This window comes from Enterobacter cloacae complex sp.6700776, from assembly GCF_048284255.1.
GTDB lineage: Bacteria > Pseudomonadota > Gammaproteobacteria > Enterobacterales > Enterobacteriaceae > Enterobacter > Enterobacter intestinihominis.
In genome coordinates, this window is sequence record NZ_JBLVYK010000007.1 from 47,600 (window position 1) to 69,068 (window position 21,469).

A 21,469-nucleotide genomic window follows, 5' to 3' on the forward strand; every position below is an offset into this window, starting at 1 on the left:
ATTGTATCCGATATCACCCTGTGAAAATATATATGTGCGTTAACAAAAACGGATTTTCTTTTAAGGACAAATTATGAATATCACTTTTAAAAAATTATTTTCATCTGCTGCTATTTGTGCAGCCCTCGCCATGTCAAATGCACACGCGGCTAATGATGTGACGTTGAAAGTTATTGGTAATATCGTTCCTGGTTCCTGCGTACCCTCACTGCCAAACGGTGGAGTGGTAGATTATGGCACAATGCCAGCTTCTACCATCAATCCAACTGGCACGGCGAATACACTGGTTCAGTTGGGGGCTAAAAGTATTACTCTCACTATTACCTGTGACAGCGATACCAGCGTTGGGGTGACTTCTACGGATAACCGCCATGATACTCGTGTGGGCCTGGGGAGCGCCGCTTATATTGAAAATGGGTTTTTCGATAATGTAAATGCTAACGCTTCAGGAAACGCCTATGGCTTGGGTAAAACGAGTGCGGGTGTGAATATTGGCTCCTATGTCATTGCAGCAGATCCCGTTAATACAACAACAGATGGTGTTGTCGCTGATCTCATTGCAGCCACAGGTACCGATACATCAAATTATACCTGGGTAAAATCCAGTACGGGTGCTTTTGCACCAGTTAACAGTGGCACAGGCCAGACACGTGTCTTTACGGCTGCTGCATCGGGAACCACCACACCAAAAGCTTTTAAAGTTATGAATATGCCGTTACGCATTACAACTGCGCTTCAGGACAACACTGTATTGGGTACAGGCGATACTATCACGCTTGACGGTAATGCCACGCTGAGCCTTGTTTATCTTTGATATTCGTTATTGCTAAATGCTGTAGAAAATAAATCGGGAAATGAAAATAATGGAATTTAAAAAAGTACTCTCGGCAGCAACCGTCGCCGTAGCCTTCGGTTTATCCGCTTTTGCTGCCCAGGCCGCTAACGATGTTACGCTGAAAGTTGTCGGTACGATTAACCCGGCTGCATGTACGCCGACCCTGCCTGATGGCGGCGTTGTAGATTATGGAACGGTACTGAACCAAAATATTGCACCGACCGGTGCGACAAACAAGCTGGTACAATTGGGGCAGAAAAGCATCACGCTAAATATCAGTTGCGAAAGCAACATGAGCGTTGCTTTTACCTCCACCGATAACCGCCTGGACAGTCGCGTTAACCTGTCTTCAACCGCGTTTATCGCAGGTAGCGGTACGGATAAATCAGACTTCAGCAACACCGCTGGTGCCTTTGGTCTGGGTAAAACCACCGCTGGCGTGAGCATTGGTGCTTACACCGTTGCCATCAATACTGAAGCGGTCACAGCGGATGGCGCGAATGTTGACACCCTGGTAACAGGGAGCATCACTGAAGGTCAGCGTTCCTGGGAGAAAGTTGCGCCAGGCCTGGGTTACCTCTGCTCGCTTAATGGCTGCACGGGCTACCAAAAAGCGAATACCGTAGCAACAGCCGGTACCACGCAGCCAAAAGCCTTCAAACAGCTTAGCGTGCCGTTGCTGGTTACCTCTGCAGTGCAGGATAACTCGGTATTAGGTACGACTGACGTAATTACGCTGGACGGTAACGCAACCATTAGTCTGGTATATCTCTAATAATTTAACGCTTAATTAACGTGGCAATGGTTAGAGTATTTAAAAGCCATTGTCACGCTTTTTTTGCATTAAAATAGCTTTCTCTGCCGCAAGAATAATAAAAATAATGCCGGTATGATTTTTATTTATTTATGTGAGTGGAAAGTCATGAAGAAAATTCTATATCTTGCGTTGTTGGCTGTAGCGACAAAGTGTTGTGCCACCGGTATGGTTCCAGAAACATCGGTTTTATTAGTCGATGCACAAAAAGGCGAAGCCAGTATGAATGTTAAAAATACGGATTCGCAACCTGCATTGCTTTATACAAACATTGTAGATTTACCTGATAGCGATAAATCTATTCGTTTAATCGTTTCTCAACCTGTAGTCCGTGTCGACGCCGGGGAAACACAGCGAATGCGTTTTCTGCTGCAAACCAGCAAACCCATGAAGTATGAAGAACTTAAACGCGTCACGTTCGAAGGCATTCCTCCAAAGGAGAAAGGAGAAGATAAAGTTGCGTTGACTATCCGCCAGGATCTTCCTGTTGTAATTCATCCTGCGGGTCTACCTGAGGAGACGCAGCCATGGAAATTTTTGACATGGAACAAAAAGGGTGATGGCCTGGTTATCAACAATCCCAGCGATTACGTTGTTCGTATAACGGCATCCTTTAAAACATTACCCTCAGGAAAAGCGGGTGTGCTGGATAAGACCTACATCCTTCCTCACACCTCGATAAAAACAACATTACCAAATTTCTCTGATAATAAAGTTGAATTCTATCCGGCGAGTCGTTACGGCTATAAAGGGGATCGCTTTACTACAGATTTGAAGTAAGCCTCTATAAGGACAGCAAAGGATATGCAGCAAAAAACGTTACTCGCCTGTCTCATTGGCCTGGTCTGTTCTGGCCAGACGATGGCTCAGCAGATGGAGACTGCTGCCATTAATTTTGATCAGGAAACGCTTCGTTCACTGGGGATAAACCCGGACGTATCAAATTATTTCTCTCGCAAGACGAAGTATTTACCGGGTAGCGTTTCCGTCGCCCTGAAGGTGAATGGTGATAATAAAGGCAACGTTATTGCTCGTTTCGACAACAACGGCGATCTCTGTTTCGACAAACCTTTTATGGAGCAGGCAGGATTAAAAGTTCCCTCTGACTATGAGTCCGGCTGCTACGATTATACCGGTCATATCCCGAGCGCTATTGTGGAGGCTTCGCCTGCGCAAGAATCTCTAAGTCTGGTTGTACCGGCGGATCGGATAGCAAACAGCGAATCGGATATCGGAGCTTATACTTCCGGTGGCACTGCTGCGCTGTTGAATTATTCTCTTCTCTCCTCGCGCAATGAGTTTGGTGACGGGCACTCTGACTATTCACAGGCCATGCTGGACGGTGGGGTCAATTTCGACGACTGGATCTTACGTACTCAGCAACTGCTGAGCCGGAGCGACGGAGAATTCGAGAGTAATAACTCGTCGACCTATTTGCAGCATACTTTTGTCCCCCTGAAAAGTACCCTGAGGGCGGGCGAGGTCAATATCAATAACTCCCTTCTTCAGGGAACGGGAATCTATGGTATCGAGCTTTCACCGGAGAGCGCCTTACAACAGGGCGGTAGCGGAGTGAGCGTGTCCGGTATCGCCAATACGCCTCAGGCCCGTATTGAAGTGCGTCAGCAAAATGTTCTGGTGTACAGCACACTGGTGCCGGTCGGGCCGTTTAATCTCACCGATGTGCCGGTACGTAACGGCGTTAGCGATCTGAACGTGACGGTAGTGGAAACCGATGGCAGCCAGCACAGCTATGTGGTGCCCGCAGCGCTGTATAACCAGAGCGCAGGGGCGCCTTCAGGATATCACTTCGCGCTGGGACGAGTGAGCGATAGCTATAGTGAAACGCCATGGGTAGCCAGCCTTTCTGGAGGCTGGAAACTAAGCGAACGGGTGAATGTCAACGCAGGCTCAATCGTAGGCGAAGATTACCAGGCTGTCGCCACCAGCCTTGATACAGTGCCGCTACCAGCCTGGCTTGTTTCACTCCAGGCGAACCAGTCCAACGATTCGAAAGATTCACTGAAAGGGCAGAGGTACACGCTATCGGCAACATGGAGTTCTGACCCCGCATTTGGCATGGGGGCTAACGCCTCTGTTACGCATAAATCGCAAGACTATCGCGAACTTTTTGAAGCACTGGATGATGATTTCGACAGCGGTAATAAAAATGAGTATTCCGCCGGGCTGACCTGGAGTGTGCCCTACTTAGGCACGCTTAGCACCAGCTACTACCAAACGCAGGGTTATGATAAGTCAGATGATTCCCGCTTCATCTCTGCGGGTTGGAACAAGTCATTCAAGTACGCCACGATTTCCATGAACTGGCAACATCAGTTGAGTGCAGATGAGGAGAATGAGGATGATGGCGATCTGTTCTACGTCAACCTCAGTATTCCTTTTGGTGCCAGCAATAGCGTAAGCCTGTACAGCCGTCATGATGACCATAAAACGCGGTATGGCGCCTCTGCGCTTGGCGTTGTAAGTGATACCACATCCTGGTCGCTGGGAGCTGAACACGATCAGGCCACGAATCGCGATAATGTAAACGGTGGGATAAGCAGCAACCTTCACTATACGCAGCTTGGCCTGAGCGCCAGTTCGGATAACGAGAATAGCCGCAGCTATTCAGGATCGCTACAGGGGGGCATCGCGGTTCATGGACAAGGCGTTACGTTCTCTCCATGGGCGATCCGCGACACGTTCGCGATCGCTGCTCTGGATAAACCCGTCTCCGGTGTGAGGATTGACACGCCCCAGGGGCCGGTATGGACCGACTTCCGTGGTCAGGCAGTGGTACCGTCAGTGGGAGCCTGGCGCCCAGCGCGGGTAGAAGTGGATACGGAAACATTGCCGAAAAATATGGATATCGGGAATGGAACCCGTGTCGTCACGCTTGGCAAAGGAGCGGTAGGGCATCTTGATTTTACTGCGTTAACCCAGCGACGTGCACTGGTGAACGTTACCCTGGCAAACGGTAAAAAGCTGCCGAAAGGGATCGCCCTTGAGGATTCGCACGGAAATTATCTTACGACCTCAGTGGATGACGGCGTGGTCTTTTTTAACGATGTTGAACCTGCTCAACAGGTGGTGGCAAAACTGGATAACGGCACCTGTGCATTTGGTCTGAAGCTTCCGAAAGAGGCAAATACCGATACATTCTATGAAACTGTCAATGAGGTGTGTAAATGAAGGCGCTTATTTTAGCCGTGTGCGCAATGGCGTTTTCTCTGCATGCTATGGCTGACTGCCAGTTAGTATCAAGCCAGCAAAAACTCAGCTATGGCCGTATGAGTGCCGCAGAGCGCCAGGCGGAAGGGAACACGTTGATTGAGATGCCGGAGAAACAGATTGTCCTGAACGTGATATGCGATGAACCGTCGCGTATTCGTCTCTTTCTGGGCAGTAACGTACCGAAAGGGCATGAATTTGGTTTTGGTGATAACGGCGTCATGCGCGTTACTGCCGCGCAGGCAACGGTGGACGATCGTACAGTCAATCTGGCGGCTATCCATGCCGGCGACCCGTGGGTTACCAATGGCGGCGTGAGAGAGATCGCGCCAGCGCTTAACGAAGGGATTGCGTTTATCAACGGTCAGGAGCTGCGGGGAAAAACGGCGTCTGTCACGCTTACCATCAAACCGCGCTTCAAAAGTAACCATATTACGGACAGAGAAGTGTGGCGCGGAAATTTACGCGTAAGGATGGATGTACAATGAAAAAGCGTATAGCGCTATTACTCTGCGGAATGTCTGCCGCTTCAGCGGTATGGGCAACTGATACGGTCAATATTGATGTGGATGTCACCGTTGACGCTGCCGCCTGTACACCGGCGTTGAGCAATGGCGGTGTGGCAGATTTCGGCACGCGCTATGCGGGGTCGCTCTCCTCCAGCGCATTCACACAGCTTGGTACTCGCGATCTTACACTATCGGTGACGTGTGAATCTTCTACGGGAGTTGCGATTACCGCGCGTGATACCCGCGCCAGTTCCGTGGTCGTTGGCAAAGATAAATCCGGGCAAGAAGGGGTAAAATTCCAGATAAATAACGGTGCCTATGTGCGTGATACGACCCGCCTGTTTGGTTTAGGATTGACCAGCGAGCAGAAGCCGATTGGCAGTTATGGGGTACAAATTAACGCGGCAGGCGTGACGGCAGCCGACGAAAGTGCCGCTGTTCAGGTGGAGATCGCCGGGGCCGCGACCAAAAATGGTCCATGGACGCGCACGACGCTATTGCCCTTGCCGACCCAGCAGGACTTTTTCTATACGTTTGTGCAAAAAGGCACGGATATTCCGCAGCCGATCTCATCGGCGGTTGTTCCGCTACAGGTGAGCGCCGCTGTCGCCAACGGGCTTGGCAGCGGGCAAGAGATCAAGCTGGACGGCGAGGCGGTGATTACGCTGGTCTATTTATAATCTCTTTTCTGTAAAAGAATATCGAAAATAGACGCGCCAGTTCACCACTGGCGCCGCGCTTACCAGGTCTGCAAAGAGGCTGCGATTTGTAGACCTGATAAAGCGTAAACAGGCTGATACGTCTCCGGATGAGATTTCCTGAAGCGATAATTACCGTTTAAAGGTCACCGCTTCCGGCTGCGTCAGATGCAGCGTTGTCTGGCTGGGTACCGTCTCGGCGATAACCCGCCCGTGACGAACCGAATAACGCGCTGGCGTCTGGCGACGAACCGCATCAAAGCCATTTTCGGCCGGTAAAACAACCAGGTTCGCAGAATTACCCACCTTCACGCCGTAGTCCTGCAGGTTGAGCGTTTTCGCGCTGTGGGTGGTGATCAGATTCAGCCCGTCGTTAATCTGCCCGTACCCCATCAGCTGGCAGACGTGTAAACCCATATGCAGCACCTGCAACATATTGGCGGTGCCCAGGGGATACCACGGATCGAAAACGTCATCATGCCCAAAGCAGACGTTGATCCCCGCCTCCAGCATCTCTTTCACGCGCGTTACGCCGCGGCGCTTAGGATAGGTGTCGAAACGGCCCTGAAGGTGGATGTTCACCAGCGGATTGGCGACGAAGTTGATGCCCGACATTTTCAGTAAACGAAACAGGCGGGACGCGTAGGCACCATTATAGGAGTGCATCGCTGTGGTATGGCTGGCGGTAACGCGCGCGCCCATCCCATCACGGTGCGCCAGCGCGGCGACGGTTTCCACGAAGCGCGACTGTTCATCATCGATTTCGTCGCAGTGTACGTCGATCAGCCTGTCGTACTTCTGCGCCAGTGCGAAGGTTTTGTGCAACGACTCCACACCATACTCGCGGGTAAATTCAAAGTGCGGAATTGCGCCAATAACGTCCGCCCCCATACGCACCGCCTCTTCCAGCAACGCTTCACCGTTGGGATAAGAAAGAATGCCCTCCTGGGGGAACGCCACGATTTGCAGATCGACCCACGGGGCGACCTCCTGCTTCACTTCCAGCATCGCTTTCAGCGCCGTCAGCGTGGGATCGGAGACGTCAACGTGAGTACGCACATGCTGAATGCCGTTGGCCATCTGCCACTTCAGCGTCTGCATTGCGCGGGTCTTAACATCTTCGTGGGTGAGCAGCGCCTTACGTTCAGCCCAGCGCTCAATCCCCTCGAATAAGGTACCAGACTGGTTCCAGCTCGGTTCACCAGCCGTTTGAGTGGTATCCAGATGGATATGCGGCTCAACGAAAGGGGGAATGACCAGCCCGCCTTCAGCATCAAGCACCTGGCCCGCAGGTGACGATGCCGCGTCCTGCGGTTCAATACGGCTAAAGCGCCCGTTTTCAATTGCGATCTGCCATAACCCCTCTTGCCCCTGTAAACGGGCCTGACGAATGGTGAGGGTATTATTCTGCATGGGGAGCCTCCGGGGCGGTAGCAAAGGTACGTCTGACTAAGGGGGTTAACAGAAGGTAGCTGAATACGCCGCCGAGGACCGCATTCACCGGCACTATACCGGGAATAATATTCCCGGCAGCCACGCCGAGCGCGACCGAAAGAATGGCTACCCAGTTGACCGGCACAAAGGTAGCGCTATGGAAGCTGGCGTAGCGGCGGCGGTTGATCAGATAGTCGGCGATAATCACCCCACCGACGGGAGGGATCGCCGCCGACAGAAAGGTGAGCCAGCCGACAAAGTTATTGTACAGCCACAGCGCGCAGAGCGTGCCGATAATACCGTTAACCACCGACAGCGTGCGGCTGGAAAGGCCGGTCACGTTGGCAAAGCCCAGACCCGACGCATAGAGCGCGTTGTCGTTGGTTGTCCAGATGTTCAGGCCGAGAACGATAATGGCGGGCAGCAGTAGCCCCTGAGCGATCATCACGTCCGAGATATCCGCCTGTCCAACTGCCGCGGCGCCTGCCGCACCGAAGATAAACATCAGCGAGTTGCCAAGGAAAAACGCCACCATTGCCACCACCACGGCGCCTTTCGCGTTACGCCCAAAGCGGACGAAGTCGGCGGTCAGCGTTCCGGCGCTGATGAAGGAGCCGACGACCAGCGCCAGCGCGCCTGAAAAACTGAGCGGGGTCTGCGGCACGATCGCTTTTAAATGATCCAGCCCGCCCACGCCGTCCACCGCCAGCCAGACGGAGTAGCTGCCGAGGATAACTATCGCGGGAACGGCGATGATCGACAGAATCGTCAGCGCTGAGATACCAAAGAAGATGGTCATGGTCATCAACAGACCGGATACCGCGATCAGGATATTGACGTCGATGCCCGTGGCTTTACTCACCGGGATGGCAAACATCGCTACGCCGACGCCAAACCATCCTACCTGCGTACCGCCTAAAAGCATGGAGGGAAGCCAGGAACCTTTTATACCGAACGAGTAACGCGCAAGAAGATGGGTTGAGAGGCCGGTTTTTGCGCCAATGTAGCCAAGAAAAGCAGTGTAAATACCGAGGAGGAGATTGCCGAAGAGAACTGCGAGGAAGAAATCATTATAGGAAAGACCGGTACCGAGCGTACCTCCGGTCCACATACTGGCGGAAAAAAAGGTTAACCCTAACATCACAAAAGTGAGTGGAATCACGCCTTTCCGCGCCGCCAGAGGGACGGGGCCCTGGCTATAATTGTTATCTTGCGACACAACGCCTCCTTGAATTTTGGCCAAAAAATCCGCCGCATAATATACAGTTTTTTCATGAAAGCAAACGTTTACGTCAGGATTTACGCTGCTTTTTTGCTTAAAAAGGTATCATTAACTTAAGGGCAGGCTACTGAAAACAGGCTCCCCAGCGTTCCGCTTTATGCTTCTGCCGGGGAGTCAGAGGGGCTTACACTTCCAGGAAGTTCATGATCCCGTCAGCCGCTTTACGGCCTTCGGCAATCGCCGTCACCACCAGGTCAGAGCCGCGAACGATGTCGCCACCGGCGAAGATTTTCGGGTTGCTGGTCTGGAACGCGTTGTCGCTGCCTTCCGGCGCAATTATGCGGCCCTGAGAGTCCAGCTCTACGCTGTGCTTCGCCAGCCACTCCATGCTGTGAGGACGGAAACCAAACGCCATCACCACGGCGTCAGCCGGGATCACGTGTTCAGAACCGGCCACGATCTCCGCGCGACGACGGCCTTTCGCATCCGGCGCGCCCATCTCCGTGCGCGCCATCTTCACGCCGCTCACTCTACCGTTGGCATTCACCTCAATACCCAGAGGCTGGATGTTGAACTGGAACTCCACGCCCTCTTCACGCGCGTTTTTCACTTCGCGCTTAGAGCCCGGCATGTTCTCTTCGTCACGACGGTAAGCACAGATGACGTGCGCCGCGTTCTGACGAATGGAGGTACGCACGCAGTCCATCGCGGTATCACCGCCGCCCAGCACCACCACGCGTTTGCCTTCCATGCTGACGAACGGCTCATCGGCGGTCTCACCGTAGCCCATGATCTGCCTGGTGTTGGCAATCAGGAACGGCAGCGCGTCGTACACGCCCGGCGCATCTTCGTTCTCCAGACCACCGCGCATGGACTGATAAGTACCCACGCCCAGGAACACGGCGTCGTAATCCTTCAGCAGGTCGTCGAGCTGCACGTCACGGCCCACTTCCACGTTCAGTTTGAACTCAATGCCCATGCCGGTGAAGATTTCGCGGCGGCGGGTCATCACCTCTTTCTCCAGCTTGAAGGCCGGGATACCGAAGGTCAGCAGGCCGCCAATCTCCGGGTGGCGATCAAAGACCACCGCTTTCACGCCGTTACGGGTCAGCACGTCCGCACAGGCAAGGCCTGCCGGGCCCGCGCCAATAATCGCCACGCGCTTGTCGGTTTGACGCACGCCGGTCATATCCGGACGCCAGCCCATTTCGAACGCTTTATCGTTGATATAACGTTCGATGTTGCCGATGGTCACCGCGCCAAACTCGTCGTTCAGCGTACAGGAGCCTTCACACAGACGATCCTGAGGGCACACGCGGCCGCACACTTCCGGCAGGGTGTTGGTCTGATGAGACAGCTCGGCGGCTTCAAAAATACGCCCTTCGTTGGCCAGCTTCAGCCAGTTCGGGATGTAGTTATGGACCGGACACTTCCATTCGCAGTAAGGGTTACCGCAGGACAGGCAGCGGTCTGCCTGTGCTTTGGCCTGGCCTTCTGAAAACGGCTCGTAGATTTCAACAAATTCAATTTTACGGATCTTCAGCGGTTTCTTTGGCGGATCAACACGCTGAAGGTCGATAAACTGGTAAACGTTCTGGCTCATCTGAATTCCTTACTGCGCCTGCACGCGCAGCTCTGCTGCGCTACGACTACGGTGACCCAACAGGGCTTTAACATCGCTGGACTTCGGCTTAACCAGCGCGAATTTCGCAGAGAACGCCGGCCAGTTGGCCAGGATCTCTTCGCCGCGCGAAGAACCGGTATGCTGCACGTGTTCGGTAATTAAGCCGCGCAGGTGTTCTTCGTGGATGGCCAGCGTATCAACGTCCAGCACTTCCACCAGTTCCGGGTTCACGCGTTTGCGGAACTCACCGTCTTCATCCAGGACGTAGGCAAAACCGCCCGTCATGCCCGCGCCAAAGTTCACGCCGGTTTTACCCAGGACGCACACAATTCCGCCCGTCATGTATTCACAGCCGTTATCGCCGATGCCTTCCACCACGGTGATGGCACCGGAGTTACGCACCGCAAAACGCTCGCCCGCACGGCCCGCGGCAAACAGACGACCGCCGGTTGCACCGTACAGACAGGTATTGCCGATGATGCTTGCTTCATGGCTGCGGAAGGCTGAACCAACCGGAGGACGCACCGCCAGCAGACCGCCCGCCATGCCTTTTCCGACGTAGTCGTTGGCATCACCGGTCAGGTATAACTCAACGCCGCCCGCGTTCCACACACCGAAGCTCTGACCCGCGGTACCGCTGAAGTGCGCGGTAATCGGATCCGACGCCAGGCCCTGGTCACCGTGCGTTTGCGCGATGTAACCGGAGAGGGACGCACCCACGGAACGATCGGTGTTGCGGATATCAAACCAGAACGTTTTGCTCTGCTTCTCATCCACGTACGGCTTCGCCTGTTGCAGCAGCTGCGCGTTCAGCACGCCGTTGTCGAACGGCGGGTTGTTCTCGGTGCAGTAAACCGCTTTGCCAGGATGCGGCTGAGCGGTTTCCAGCAGCTTAGACAGCTCCAGCTTCTGCTGCTTGGCCGTGAAGCCCTCAAGCTCTTTCAGCAGGTCGGTACGGCCAATCAGATCCACCAGACGCTTCACGCCCAGCTGCGCCATCAGCTCGCGGGTTTCACGGGCGATGAAGTCAAAGTAGTTAGTCACTTTGAACGGGAGGCCGTGATAGTGATTCTTACGCAGCTTTTCGTCCTGGGTAGCAACGCCCGTTGCGCAATTATTCAGGTGGCAAATACGCAGGTATTTACAGCCGAGCGCAACCATCGGGCCGGTACCGAAGCCGAAGCTTTCCGCACCCAGAATCGCCGCTTTGATGATGTCGAGGCCGGTTTTCAGCCCGCCGTCTACCTGCAAACGGATCTTGTGACGCAGGCCGTTGGCGACCAGCGCCTGCTGGGTTTCCACCAAACCAAGCTCCCACGGACAACCCGCGTATTTTACGGAGGAGAGCGGGCTTGCGCCGGTGCCGCCGTCGTAGCCGGCGATGGTGATCAGATCCGCATAGGCTTTCGCCACGCCGGTGGCGATGGTGCCAACGCCCGGCTCGGAAACCAGCTTCACGGAGATCATCGCTTTCGGGTTGACCTGTTTCAGGTCGAAAATCAGCTGCGCCAGATCCTCGATAGAGTAAATATCGTGGTGTGGCGGCGGGGAGATCAGCGTCACGCCCGGCACCGAGTAGCGAAGCTTAGCGATGTACGGGGTGACTTTATCACCCGGCAGCTGACCGCCTTCACCCGGTTTTGCCCCCTGCGCGACCTTAATCTGGATCACGTCGGCGTTAACCAGGTATGCAGGCGTTACGCCGAAACGGCCGGACGCTACCTGCTTGATACGGGACACTTTATTGGTGCCGTAACGGGCAGGATCTTCACCGCCTTCGCCGGAGTTGGAGTTGCCGCCGATGCTGTTCATGGCTTCCGCCAGCGCTTCGTGGGCTTCCGGGCTCAGCGCGCCGATGGACATCGCCGCGGTATCGAAACGTTTGAACAGCTCAGATGCGGGTTCAACCTCGTCAATGCTGACCGCTTCCTCACCCGGATTGAGGGCAATGAGATCGCGCAGCGTCGCCGCCGGACGGTTGTTCACCAGATCAGCATACTGCTGATAATCGCTGTACTCGCCGCTTTGCACCGCCTGTTGCAGTGTGCGCACCACGTCCGGGTTATAAGCGTGATACTCACCCCCGTGAACGTATTTCAGCAGACCGCCCTGTTCCAGCGGCTTACGTGCCAGCCAGGCGCGTTTCGACAGGTTCACCAGATCCTGCTGGAAGTCAGCAAAGCCTGCGCCACCAATACGGCTGATCACGCCCTGGAAGCAGAGGTTGGCAACGTCGTCATGCAGACCGACCGCTTCAAACAGCTTCGAGCAGCGGTATGAGGCGATGGTCGAGATGCCCATTTTGGACATGATCTTGTACAGACCTTTGTTGATGCCGTTACGGTAGTTCAGCATCACAGCACGGTAGTCTTTATCGATCGCGCGGGTATCCACCAGGCGGGCCAGTGTTTCGTAGGCCAGATACGGGTAGATCGCCGTGGCGCCAAAGCCTAACAGCACCGCAAAGTGGTGCGGGTCGCGCGCGCTCGCAGTTTCAACGATGATGTTGGCATCGCAGCGCAGGCTCTTGTCCACCAGACGCGTCTGGATAGCCCCCACCGCCATGGGTGCAGGTACCGGCAGACGGTTTTTCGCGATGTTGCGGTCAGACAGCACCAGCAGAACGGTGCCGTTACGCACCATCTGCTCGGCTTTGTCGCACAGCGCGTTCACCGTCTCTTCGAGGCTCGTTTCGGTCACGTCGAAGGTGATATCGAGCGTGTCGGCGCGATAGTGCTCCTCGGTCATGGTGGTGAGCTGTTTGAAATCGGAGTACAGCAGGATCGGTGATTTAAAGGTCAGACGGTGCGCCTGGCCTTCGGCTTCACAGAATACGTTCATCTCACGGCCGATGCTGGTGGCCAGCGACATGACGTGGGCTTCGCGCAGCGGATCGATTGGCGGGTTGGTGACTTGCGCAAACTGCTGACGGAAATAGTCGTAAATAATGCGTGGCTGGCTGGAGAGCACAGCAAACGGGGTATCGTCACCCATTGAGCCGACCGCTTCCTGGCCGTTTTCGCCGAGCACGCGAATAACCGAGTCCAGCTCTTCCGCGCTGTAGTTAAACTGCTTCTGGAAGCTCGCGAGGGTGTCATCGTCCAGCTCGCGGCTACCCACTTCTTCGTCCGACAGATCTTCAAACGGCACCAGACGACGCACGTTTTTCTCCATCCACTCTTTGTACGGATGGCGGCTCTTCAGATCGTTGTCGGTTTCAGCAGAGTGCAGAATTCGCCCACCGCGGGTGTCAATCACCATCAGCTCGCCCGGTCCGACGCGGCCTTTCTCGACCACTTCGTCTGGCTGGTAATCCCAGATACCCACTTCAGAGGCACAGGTGATGAGCTTGTCTTTGGTAATGACATAGCGCGCCGGACGCAGACCGTTACGGTCCAGGTTACAGGCGGCAAAACGTCCGTCGGACATAACGATGCCTGCCGGGCCATCCCACGGCTCCATGTGCATGGAGTTAAAGTCAAAGAACGCGCGCAGCTCAGGGTCCATATCCGGGTTGTTCTGCCAGGCCGGCGGTACAAGCAGACGCATGGCGCGTACGATATCCATACCGCCCGCCAGCAGCAGTTCCAGCATGTTATCCATTGAGCTGGAGTCCGAGCCGGTTTCGTTCACGAACGGCGCGGCATCGTGCAGGTCCGGGATCAGTGGGGTCTGGAACTTATAGGTACGGGCGCGGGCCCACTGGCGGTTACCGGTGATGGTGTTGATCTCACCGTTGTGCGCCAGGTAGCGGAACGGCTGAGCCAGCGGCCAGCGTGGAACGGTATTGGTGGAGAAGCGCTGGTGGAACAGGCAAATGGCCGATTCCAGACGCAGATCCGCCAGGTCCAGGTAGAAGCGCGGCAGGTCAGCCGGCATGCACAGACCTTTATAGATGTTCACCAGGTTAGAGAGGCTACAGACGTAGAACTCTTTATCGTCCTGAAGACGTTTTTCAATGCGGCGGCGGGCAATAAACAGACGGCGTTCCATATCACGCGGACGCCAGCCCGCAGGCGCGTTGACGAAAATCTGTTCAATACGAGGCAGCGAGGAGAGGGCGATTTCACCGAGCACCCCTTCGTTGGTTGGCACATCGCGCCAGCCGACAATCGACAGGGTTTCACGCTGAAGTTCTTCTTCAACGATGCGGCGTGACGCGGCAGCTTTTTCAGGATCCTGATTCAGGAACAGCATACCGACAGCGTAGTTTTTAGCTAAACGCCAGCCGCGCTCTTCCGCCACGATGCGGAAGAAACGATCCGGTTTTTGCAGCAGCAGACCGCAACCGTCGCCGGTTTTACCATCGGCAAGGATGGCGCCACGGTGCTGCATACGGGCCAGTGCGTGAATAGCAGTACGCACTACCTTGTGGCTAGGTTCGCCTTCTATGTGGGCGATCAGGCCGAAACCACAGTTATCCTTCTCAAGGGATTTATCGTACAACATATCAGTGAACCTCCCCAGGCTCGTCGGGCTTCCCACTGAACTTTACCGTGGCGCACAGGCGCAGAAAGAGCATGGCGACGGGGTTAGCGTTTCATACGCGGACCTCGCATTCGCCCTCTTTTTCATCCTTTCGCGCAGGTAAACAAGTTTGAGGACTTGCTTCAGAGGGAATCTCAATTACTGCATAAATATGATGAGCAGGCCGCTCATCCAGAAAGCTTCCAGCGGATTTCCAACTTATCGGGAATTGGTACACAGGTCAAATGGCAATCTTATTTATACAAAAATGTGCTAAAGAGTGGTCATATTGTTGTTTTTATTGATGATTTCACTATTTTTACAACCACTTAAAGCGCCGGGAAGGTGCAGGGGAGTGTGATCTGACTCACTATATGAAAGCGGTATTATCAATGCAGCGTGCTGAAATGCAGATTTATAGCAGAATAATAATCTGGGGTGGCATTCAAACCCGCATAAAATCACTGTTTTTCAGACCTGGCGCTATAAATGAAAAAAACCATCAGAACATAAGGAAAAGTAATTACGTGCAGGGTGAATGAAATCTCGGTAATCGTGATTATTTATTCAAATAGATAAAGGCCGTCCAGGGCGATTGATCCAGGTCATCGCCGACAGAGGCTAAAAATGGCAGGCTTGTCCCCTTTCTTCGGGACGGTCTATCAGATTATGCAGTTACAGAAATTAGTCAATATGTTTGGTGGGGATCTTTTGCAGCGCTACGGACAAAAGGTTCACAAACTGACGCTGCACGGCGGCTTTAGCTGTCCGAACCGCGATGGCACCATCGGGCGTGGTGGCTGCACCTTCTGTAACGTGGCCTCGTTTGCTGATGAAGCTCAACAGCATAAATCTATCGCTGAACAGCTCGCCCATCAGGCGAGTCTGGTGAACCGCGCGAAGCAATATCTGGCCTATTTCCAGGCCTACACCAGCACGTGGGCGGAGGTGCAGGTGCTGCGCGCTATGTATCAACAGGCGGTTGCTCAAGCGAACATTGTCGGGCTGTGCGTGGGGACGCGTCCGGACTGCGTGCCGGACGCCGTGCTGGATTTACTTAGCGAGTACAAAGAGAAGGGCTACGAGATCTGGCTGGAGCTGGGCTTGCAGACCGCGCACGACAAAACCCTGCACCGTATCAATCGCGGGCATGATTTTGCCTGCTACCAGCGCACCACGCGTCTCGCCCGCGAGCGTGGATTAAAAGTCTGCTCGCATCTGATTGTCGGCTTGCCGGGAGAAGGGCAGCAGCATGGCCTTGAAACGCTGGAAAAAGTCGTCGAGACCGGCGTGGACGGCATTAAGCTGCACCCGCTGCATATCGTTACGGGAAGCATTATGGCGAAAGCCTGGGAAGCGGGGCGGTTAAGTGGCATCGAACTCGACGACTATACGGTGACGGCGGGGGAGATGATTCGCCACACGCCGCCGGAGATTGTTTACCACCGCATCTCGGCAAGCGCCCGCCGCCCAACGCTTCTGGCACCGCTCTGGTGTGAGAACCGCTGGACGGGGATGCTGGAAATCGACCGCTATCTACAGGAGAACGGCGTACAGGGGTCGGCGCTTGGCCGCCCGTGGGTTCCACCGCTACCGGCGGCGGCCGCCTAACAGACTTCCCAGCATGCCGCGCACTATCTGGTTGGTAATCTGACGCGTCGCGCTTTTTGCCATGGTCTGCACCACGCCATCGCGTTTGCCGCCGCGCGGCCCGGTGCTGCCGAACAGAATATCTTTCAGCCCGCCGAGAATACCGTCGTCCACGGCTACAGATTGCCCTTTGGCGGCAGGCGCATCCTGCGATTCGGCAGTCGCCTGCACCCCTTTTTGCAGCATCTCGAACGCGGATTCGCGATCCACCTCGTCTTCATACTTCCCGTACACCGGGGAGTGGTTGATCAGGCCGTTGCGTTCATCGTCCGTTACTGGCCCCATGCGCGAGCAGGGCGCAATCACCATCGCGCGCTCGACAACTGTCGGGCTGCCTTTTGCATCGAGGAACGAAATCAGCGCTTCACCGGTGCCCAGCGCCTGAATGGCGGTTTCGGTATCAAAGGCCGGATTGGCACGCATGGTTTGCGCCGCGGCTTTCACCGCTTTCTGATCTTTTGGCGTAAAGGCGCGCAGGGCGTGCTGCACGCGGTTACCCAGTTGCCCCAGTACGTTGTCCGGAATATCCGACGGGTTTTGCGACACAAACCAGACCCCGACGCCTTTGGAGCGGATCAGGCGGATAACCTGTTCAATTTTATCCAGCAGCACCTGCGGCGCGTCGTTAAACAACAGGTGCGCTTCGTCAAAGAAGAACACCAGTTTGGGTTTTTCCAGATCGCCTGCTTCCGGCAGTTGTTCGTAGAGTTCAGAGAGCATCCACAGCAGGCTGGCGGCGTAGAGCTTCGGCATCTGGTAGAGCTTCTCTGCGCTCAGAATGTTGATGATGCCTTTGCCGCTGCTGTCGGTGCGCATCCAGTCTTTGATATCCAGCATTGGCTCGCCGAAGAAATGCTCGGCGCCCTGTTGCTCCAGCGTCAGGAGCCCGCGCTGAATGGCGCCCACCGAGGCGCTGCTGATATTGCCGTACTGGTTCTGGAAGGATTTGGCGTTATCGCCAATGTACTGGGTGATGGCGCGCAGATCTTTGAAGTTGAGCAGCAGTAAGCCCTGATCGTCGGCGATACGGAAGATAATGTTCAGCACCCCGGACTGCACGTCGTTAAGATTAAGCAGACGGGCCAGCAGCAAAGGGCCGAGGTCGGAGACGGTGGCGCGCACCGGATGCCCTTTTTCGCCGAAGATATCCCAGACCACCACTGGATTACCGTGCGGCGTCCAGTCCGTGATGCCGATATTTTTCAGGCGCTCGAGCAGTTTTTCTGACGCCGTGCCTTCCTGAGCCACCCCGGTTAAATCGCCCTTCACGTCAGCCATAAAAACCGGCACGCCAGCCTCGGACAACGACTCAGCCAGCTTTTGCAGGGTGACGGTTTTTCCCGTCCCGGTCGCGCCGGTGATCAGGCCATGACGGTTCGCCATCGCGGGCAGTAAAAACAGCTCTTTTTCCAGCGTCCTGGCGATTAACAATGGTGTACTCATGATGCACGTCCTCTCGTAGTCCTGGGTGGAGTATAGGCAACCTGACGGCAAAATGTCTGCGTAAATTCCTCACTTTGCGGCGCGTTATCCAGTGCGGACTATGCTTTTGCATACGGTAAACAAAATTTTGGGAAACTATGTCCAGATTCTTTTTTAACGACCGCAAACAGCTTGTCAACGATGCCATTGAAGGCATACTTCTCTCCGCGCCGCACGGTAATCTCGTCAAACTGGATATCGATCCGGCCATCCGCGTGGTGGCACGCGGCGACTGGGATAAAAGCCGCGTGGCGGTGATCTCCGGTGGCGGCTCCGGCCATGAACCGGCACATGCCGGGTTCGTCGGTAAAGGCATGCTTACCGCAGCGGTGTGTGGCGATTTGTTCGCCTCCCCAAGCGTGGATGCGGTCCTCAATGCCATTGTGGCGGTGACGGGCGATCGTGGCTGCCTGCTGATTGTGAAAAACTACACCGGCGACCGGCTTAACTTTGGCCTGGCGGCGGAAAAAGCCAAACGCTACGGCCTGAAGGTGGAGATGGTTATCGTCGCGGATGATATTGCCCTGCCGGATAACAAGCAGCCGCGTGGTATCGCGGGAACGGCGCTGGTGCATAAGATTGCGGGATATGCGGCAGAGCAGGGGAAATCGCTAAACGACGTGCGGGATATAGCGCAACAGGCCTGCGATAACCTCTGGAGCCTGGGCGTGGCGATGCAAACGTGCAACCTGCCGGGCAGCGATGATGAAGAGGGGCGCATAAAACAAGGCCATGTCGAGCTGGGTTTGGGCATTCACGGCGAGCCGGGGGCATCGGTGGTGGATACGCAAAACAGCAAAGCCATTATCGACACGCTGGTGACGCCGTTACGCACGCAGGCGGGGGACGGGCGCTTTGCGGTGCTGATCAACAACCTCGGCGGCGTGTCAGCGCTGGAGATGGCTCTGCTCACCAAAGAGCTGGCGCATTCGGCGCTGAAAGAGAACATAGCGTATCTGATTGGCCCGGCGCCGCTGGTGAGTGCGCTGGATATGAAAGGGTTTTCGCTAACGCTGTTAAAGCTCAGCGATTTCTTCGAGAAGGCGATACACGCCGAGGTCGAGACGCTGGGCTGGCAGAAGCCCGTCGCGTTCGCGCCCCTGCGTACCGTCCCCCATAGCGCCCTTCGTGACCGCGTGGAATATACCCCATCGGACAATCCGCAGGTGAGCGAGGCCGTCGCTTCGGTAACGAAGACATTGATCCAGCTGGAAAACCGCCTCAACGCGCTGGATGCCAAAGTAGGCGATGGCGATACGGGCTCCACCTTTGCGCAAGGGGCGCGGGATATTGCGCAGCGACTTGAGGAGAACAACCTGCCCCTTAACGACGTGCCGACATTACTCCTGCTGGTGGGGGAGCGGCTGGCTACGGTAATGGGCGGGTCGAGCGGGGTGCTGATGTCGATCTTCTTCACGGCGGCAGGACAAAAGCTTCACGATGGACAGCCGCTACCAGAAGCATTGTTGAGCGGACTGGCGCAGATGAAGCAGTATGGCGGGGCCGATCTTGGGGATCGCACGCTGATCGACGCCCTGCAACCGGCGCTGGAGGCGTTAAGGGATGGCGATCTGCGGACGGCGGCGCAGGCTGCGCAGCAGGGTGCCGAAGCAACGGCAAAAATGGCGAAAGCCGGCGCGGGACGCTCGTCGTATGTCAATAAAGAGAACCTGGATGGGGTGATGGATCCGGGAGCGGTCGCGGTGGCAGAAGTACTTAACGTATTGGCGCGGCAGTGAAAGTAGGCCGGGTCAGGCGAAGCCGCCACCCGGCAAACTCACATCAGAAATCCGCTTTCAACACCACGCGGTAGCGGGCTTTGCCGTCGCGCACGTGCTGGATCGCTTCGTTGATTTTTGACATCGGATACAGTTCGGTGGTCGGCGCCACTTTTGTGCGTCCGGCAAACTTCATCAGCTTGCGTAACTCATATGGCGTGCCGGTAGCAGATCCGGATACGCTGCGATCGCCGCCGATCAGGGTAAACGCCGGAACCGGCAGCGGCTTCATCACCGCACCCACGGTGTGGAAGTTACCACCGTAGGCCAGGGCCTCAAAGTACGGCTGCCAGTCGAGATCGACGTTGACGGTGTTGATGATCAGGTCAAACTGACCTGCCAGAGCGGTGAGCGCCTCGGGATCGCGACTGTTCACCACTTTATCCGCACCCATCGCCAGCACTTCCTGCTCTTTCGCCGGGTTCGAGCTGAACGCCGTCACTTCACAGCCCATCGCGTGCAGCAGTTTGATGGCAATATGCCCCAGCCCGCCAATACCGATCACGCCCACGCGGCTGGTGGCGGTGATGTGATGCATCAGCAGCGGTTTAAATACGGTGATACCGCCACACAGCAGCGGACCTGCTGATTCAATATCAATGCTGTCCGGCAGCGGGATAACCCATTGCCAGTCGGCGCGTAGTTTATCGGCGAAACCACCCTTGTTCAGGATGGTCGGCGTAGCGCCCTCAAGGCAGTTGATCTGGTTACCGCTAATACAGGCGTCGCAGTGGCCGCAGCTGCGTGCCGTCCAGCCGATACCCACGCGCTGGCCCACTTTCAGCCCTTTGTCCTGCGCGGCGCTGCCGAGCGCCACGACGCGGCCAATGACTTCGTGCCCGGCAACCAGCGGATAGCTGGAAAAGCCCCATTCATTGTCGATCATCGAGAGGTCTGAATGGCAGATCCCGCAGTAATCCACCTGTACTTCGACGTCTTCCGCTTTTAGTTCGCCCGCATCGTACTCGTACAGCTCAAGTTCTGCACCCGCCTGCGGTGCGGCGTAGCTTTTTATCTTCGACATCGCGTTTCCCCTGTTTTGGTGTGAACTGTGAGTGTAGAGCATTCAGTTTACAGACGCTTAACAGAAGACGGCAGGAACAAAACTTACAGACTTTTCAGCATCCTGACTTCGCAGTCCACGTGGCCCGTGCAGCCCAGTGGGGCATCGATATGCTCAAAGCCCAGATGCTCATACAGGCCAATGGCCTCTCTAAGGAAAGCGGTGGTTTCAAGGTAGCAACGTTTAAAGCCCTGTGAGCGTGCATGTTCCAGGGCGACCAGCGCCAGCTTTTTCGCCAGGCCTTGTCCGCGTATCGTTGGCAGGAAATACATTTTCTGAAGTTCACAGATATCCGGCTCGCTGCAGAGCAGGGGGGCAATGCCGCCGCCGCCCACGACCTGGCCGTCCTGCTCGATGACCCAATAGGCATGGCCCAGCTGGCTGTACAGCTGAAAAAGTTCGTCCAGATTTGGGTCGGCCACGGTGTAGCCTTTGTCGGCGGTCAGGCCATATTCGGCCGATACCGTGCGGATAACGGCGGCGATAGCCGGGTTGTCCTGCTCAGTGATCCGACGCATTGTCGTCGCGACGGGGGTAATCACGCTCATAGCATTACTCATGACAAAAATTGACACACAACTGCTGTTAATAGCACCGCAGAAAGGGGAGTGCAAGCGAGGAGTTTTCAGGAAGGATACCCCTTACGCCCTGAAGCGTAAGGG

At 55.5% G+C, this 21,469-nt stretch carries 15 protein-coding genes; 8 read left to right on the plus strand and 7 right to left on the minus strand.

Features of this window, described 5'->3' with window-relative positions; translation table 11 throughout:
* Positions 1-73 precede the first annotated feature (73 nt).
* From ACNQ0T_RS12735 to ACNQ0T_RS12760, 6 genes are all read left to right on the plus strand, one after another.
* Positions 74-814: a DUF1120 domain-containing protein gene (locus ACNQ0T_RS12735; protein ID WP_022649551.1), complete on the plus strand. Its 741-nt coding sequence runs from the start codon at positions 74-76 to the stop codon at positions 812-814.
* Positions 815-863: 49 nt separating this feature from the next.
* Positions 864-1,610, plus strand: coding sequence for a DUF1120 domain-containing protein (locus ACNQ0T_RS12740; RefSeq protein WP_022649550.1), 747 nt, complete (start codon positions 864-866; stop codon positions 1,608-1,610).
* Positions 1,611-1,757: 147 nt separating this feature from the next.
* Complete coding sequence (locus ACNQ0T_RS12745; protein ID WP_022649549.1) at positions 1,758-2,429, plus strand: fimbria/pilus chaperone family protein; 672 nt, start codon at positions 1,758-1,760, stop codon at positions 2,427-2,429.
* Between the two features lie 24 nt (positions 2,430-2,453).
* Positions 2,454-4,841: a fimbrial biogenesis usher protein gene (locus ACNQ0T_RS12750; protein ID WP_193131694.1), complete on the plus strand. Its 2,388-nt coding sequence runs from the start codon at positions 2,454-2,456 to the stop codon at positions 4,839-4,841.
* Positions 4,838-5,368 carry a hypothetical protein gene (locus ACNQ0T_RS12755; protein ID WP_045308045.1) on the plus strand — a complete coding sequence of 177 codons (531 nt, stop codon included), beginning with the start codon at positions 4,838-4,840 and terminating at the stop codon, positions 5,366-5,368. The genes ACNQ0T_RS12750 and ACNQ0T_RS12755 overlap by 4 nt, the downstream gene beginning before the upstream one ends.
* The gene (locus tag ACNQ0T_RS12760) at positions 5,365-6,069 is read left to right on the plus strand and encodes a DUF1120 domain-containing protein (RefSeq protein WP_022649546.1); all 705 of its coding nucleotides are present in this window, start codon (positions 5,365-5,367) and stop codon (positions 6,067-6,069) included. The genes ACNQ0T_RS12755 and ACNQ0T_RS12760 overlap by 4 nt, the downstream gene beginning before the upstream one ends.
* Positions 6,070-6,219: 150 nt before the next feature.
* Here the strand turns inward: ACNQ0T_RS12760 and codA are convergent, their stop codons facing one another.
* The 4 genes from codA to gltB form a co-directional block, all read right to left on the minus strand.
* The gene (gene codA, locus ACNQ0T_RS12765) at positions 6,220-7,500 is read right to left on the minus strand and encodes a cytosine/isoguanine deaminase (protein ID WP_063146516.1); all 1,281 of its coding nucleotides are present in this window, start codon (positions 7,498-7,500) and stop codon (positions 6,220-6,222) included.
* On the minus strand, positions 7,490-8,740 hold the full coding sequence (gene codB / locus ACNQ0T_RS12770) for a cytosine permease (RefSeq protein ID WP_063200040.1): 1,251 nt from the start codon (positions 8,738-8,740) through the stop codon (positions 7,490-7,492). Before codB ends, codA begins: the two co-directional genes overlap by 11 nt.
* Before the next feature lie 187 nt (positions 8,741-8,927).
* A complete protein-coding gene (gene gltD, locus ACNQ0T_RS12775) occupies positions 8,928-10,346 on the minus strand; it encodes a glutamate synthase subunit GltD (RefSeq protein ID WP_032626441.1) in 1,419 nt (472 codons plus the stop codon).
* A gap of 9 nt (positions 10,347-10,355) precedes the next feature.
* On the minus strand, positions 10,356-14,816 hold the full coding sequence (gene gltB / locus ACNQ0T_RS12780) for a glutamate synthase large subunit (RefSeq protein ID WP_046620899.1): 4,461 nt from the start codon (positions 14,814-14,816) through the stop codon (positions 10,356-10,358).
* Between the two features lie 687 nt (positions 14,817-15,503).
* Here gltB and ACNQ0T_RS12785 point away from each other — a divergent pair.
* Positions 15,504-16,445 (plus strand): TIGR01212 family radical SAM protein, encoded by a 942-nt coding sequence (locus ACNQ0T_RS12785; protein WP_417930139.1) that lies wholly within the window; start codon positions 15,504-15,506, stop codon positions 16,443-16,445.
* Here the strand turns inward: ACNQ0T_RS12785 and ACNQ0T_RS12790 are convergent.
* Positions 16,425-17,927 carry a helicase HerA-like C-terminal domain-containing protein gene (locus tag ACNQ0T_RS12790; RefSeq protein WP_417930110.1) on the minus strand — a complete coding sequence of 501 codons (1,503 nt, stop codon included), beginning with the start codon at positions 17,925-17,927 and terminating at the stop codon, positions 16,425-16,427. The genes ACNQ0T_RS12785 and ACNQ0T_RS12790 overlap by 21 nt on opposite strands.
* A 137-nt stretch (positions 17,928-18,064) precedes the next feature.
* Between ACNQ0T_RS12790 and ACNQ0T_RS12795 the strand changes: the two genes are divergently transcribed.
* On the plus strand, positions 18,065-19,705 hold the full coding sequence (locus ACNQ0T_RS12795) for a dihydroxyacetone kinase subunit DhaK (protein ID WP_417930111.1): 1,641 nt from the start codon (positions 18,065-18,067) through the stop codon (positions 19,703-19,705).
* A 43-nt stretch (positions 19,706-19,748) separates the two neighbouring features.
* On the opposite strand, the gene ahr is transcribed toward ACNQ0T_RS12795, so the two are convergent.
* Complete coding sequence (ahr, locus tag ACNQ0T_RS12800) at positions 19,749-20,768, minus strand: NADPH-dependent aldehyde reductase Ahr (protein WP_046620895.1); 1,020 nt, start codon at positions 20,766-20,768, stop codon at positions 19,749-19,751.
* A gap of 83 nt (positions 20,769-20,851) precedes the next feature.
* Positions 20,852-21,355 carry a GNAT family N-acetyltransferase gene (locus tag ACNQ0T_RS12805; RefSeq protein ID WP_417930112.1) on the minus strand — a complete coding sequence of 168 codons (504 nt, stop codon included), beginning with the start codon at positions 21,353-21,355 and terminating at the stop codon, positions 20,852-20,854.
* Positions 21,356-21,469: the final 114 nt, after the last annotated feature.

What these genes read in the sequence shown, in the direction of transcription:
- ACNQ0T_RS12735 (WP_022649551.1), top strand. Translation starts at nt 74, where the DNA reads ATGAATATCACTTTTAAAAAATTATTTTCATCTGCTGCTATTTGTGCA.
- ACNQ0T_RS12740 (WP_022649550.1), top strand. Translation starts at nt 864, where the DNA reads ATGGAATTTAAAAAAGTACTCTCGGCAGCAACCGTCGCCGTAGCCTTC.
- ACNQ0T_RS12745 (WP_022649549.1), top strand. Translation starts at nt 1,758, where the DNA reads ATGAAGAAAATTCTATATCTTGCGTTGTTGGCTGTAGCGACAAAGTGT.
- ACNQ0T_RS12750 (WP_193131694.1), top strand. Translation starts at nt 2,454, where the DNA reads ATGCAGCAAAAAACGTTACTCGCCTGTCTCATTGGCCTGGTCTGTTCT.
- ACNQ0T_RS12755 (WP_045308045.1), top strand. Translation starts at nt 4,838, where the DNA reads ATGAAGGCGCTTATTTTAGCCGTGTGCGCAATGGCGTTTTCTCTGCAT.
- ACNQ0T_RS12760 (WP_022649546.1), top strand. Translation starts at nt 5,365, where the DNA reads ATGAAAAAGCGTATAGCGCTATTACTCTGCGGAATGTCTGCCGCTTCA.
- codA (WP_063146516.1), bottom strand. Translation starts at nt 7,500, where the DNA reads ATGCAGAATAATACCCTCACCATTCGTCAGGCCCGTTTACAGGGGCAA.
- gltD (WP_032626441.1), bottom strand. Translation starts at nt 10,346, where the DNA reads ATGAGCCAGAACGTTTACCAGTTTATCGACCTTCAGCGTGTTGATCCG.
- gltB (WP_046620899.1), bottom strand. Translation starts at nt 14,816, where the DNA reads ATGTTGTACGATAAATCCCTTGAGAAGGATAACTGTGGTTTCGGCCTG.
- ACNQ0T_RS12785 (WP_417930139.1), top strand. Translation starts at nt 15,504, where the DNA reads ATGCAGTTACAGAAATTAGTCAATATGTTTGGTGGGGATCTTTTGCAG.
- ACNQ0T_RS12790 (WP_417930110.1), bottom strand. Translation starts at nt 17,927, where the DNA reads ATGAGTACACCATTGTTAATCGCCAGGACGCTGGAAAAAGAGCTGTTT.
- ACNQ0T_RS12795 (WP_417930111.1), top strand. Translation starts at nt 18,065, where the DNA reads ATGTCCAGATTCTTTTTTAACGACCGCAAACAGCTTGTCAACGATGCC.
- ahr (WP_046620895.1), bottom strand. Translation starts at nt 20,768, where the DNA reads ATGTCGAAGATAAAAAGCTACGCCGCACCGCAGGCGGGTGCAGAACTT.
- ACNQ0T_RS12805 (WP_417930112.1), bottom strand. Translation starts at nt 21,355, where the DNA reads ATGAGCGTGATTACCCCCGTCGCGACGACAATGCGTCGGATCACTGAG.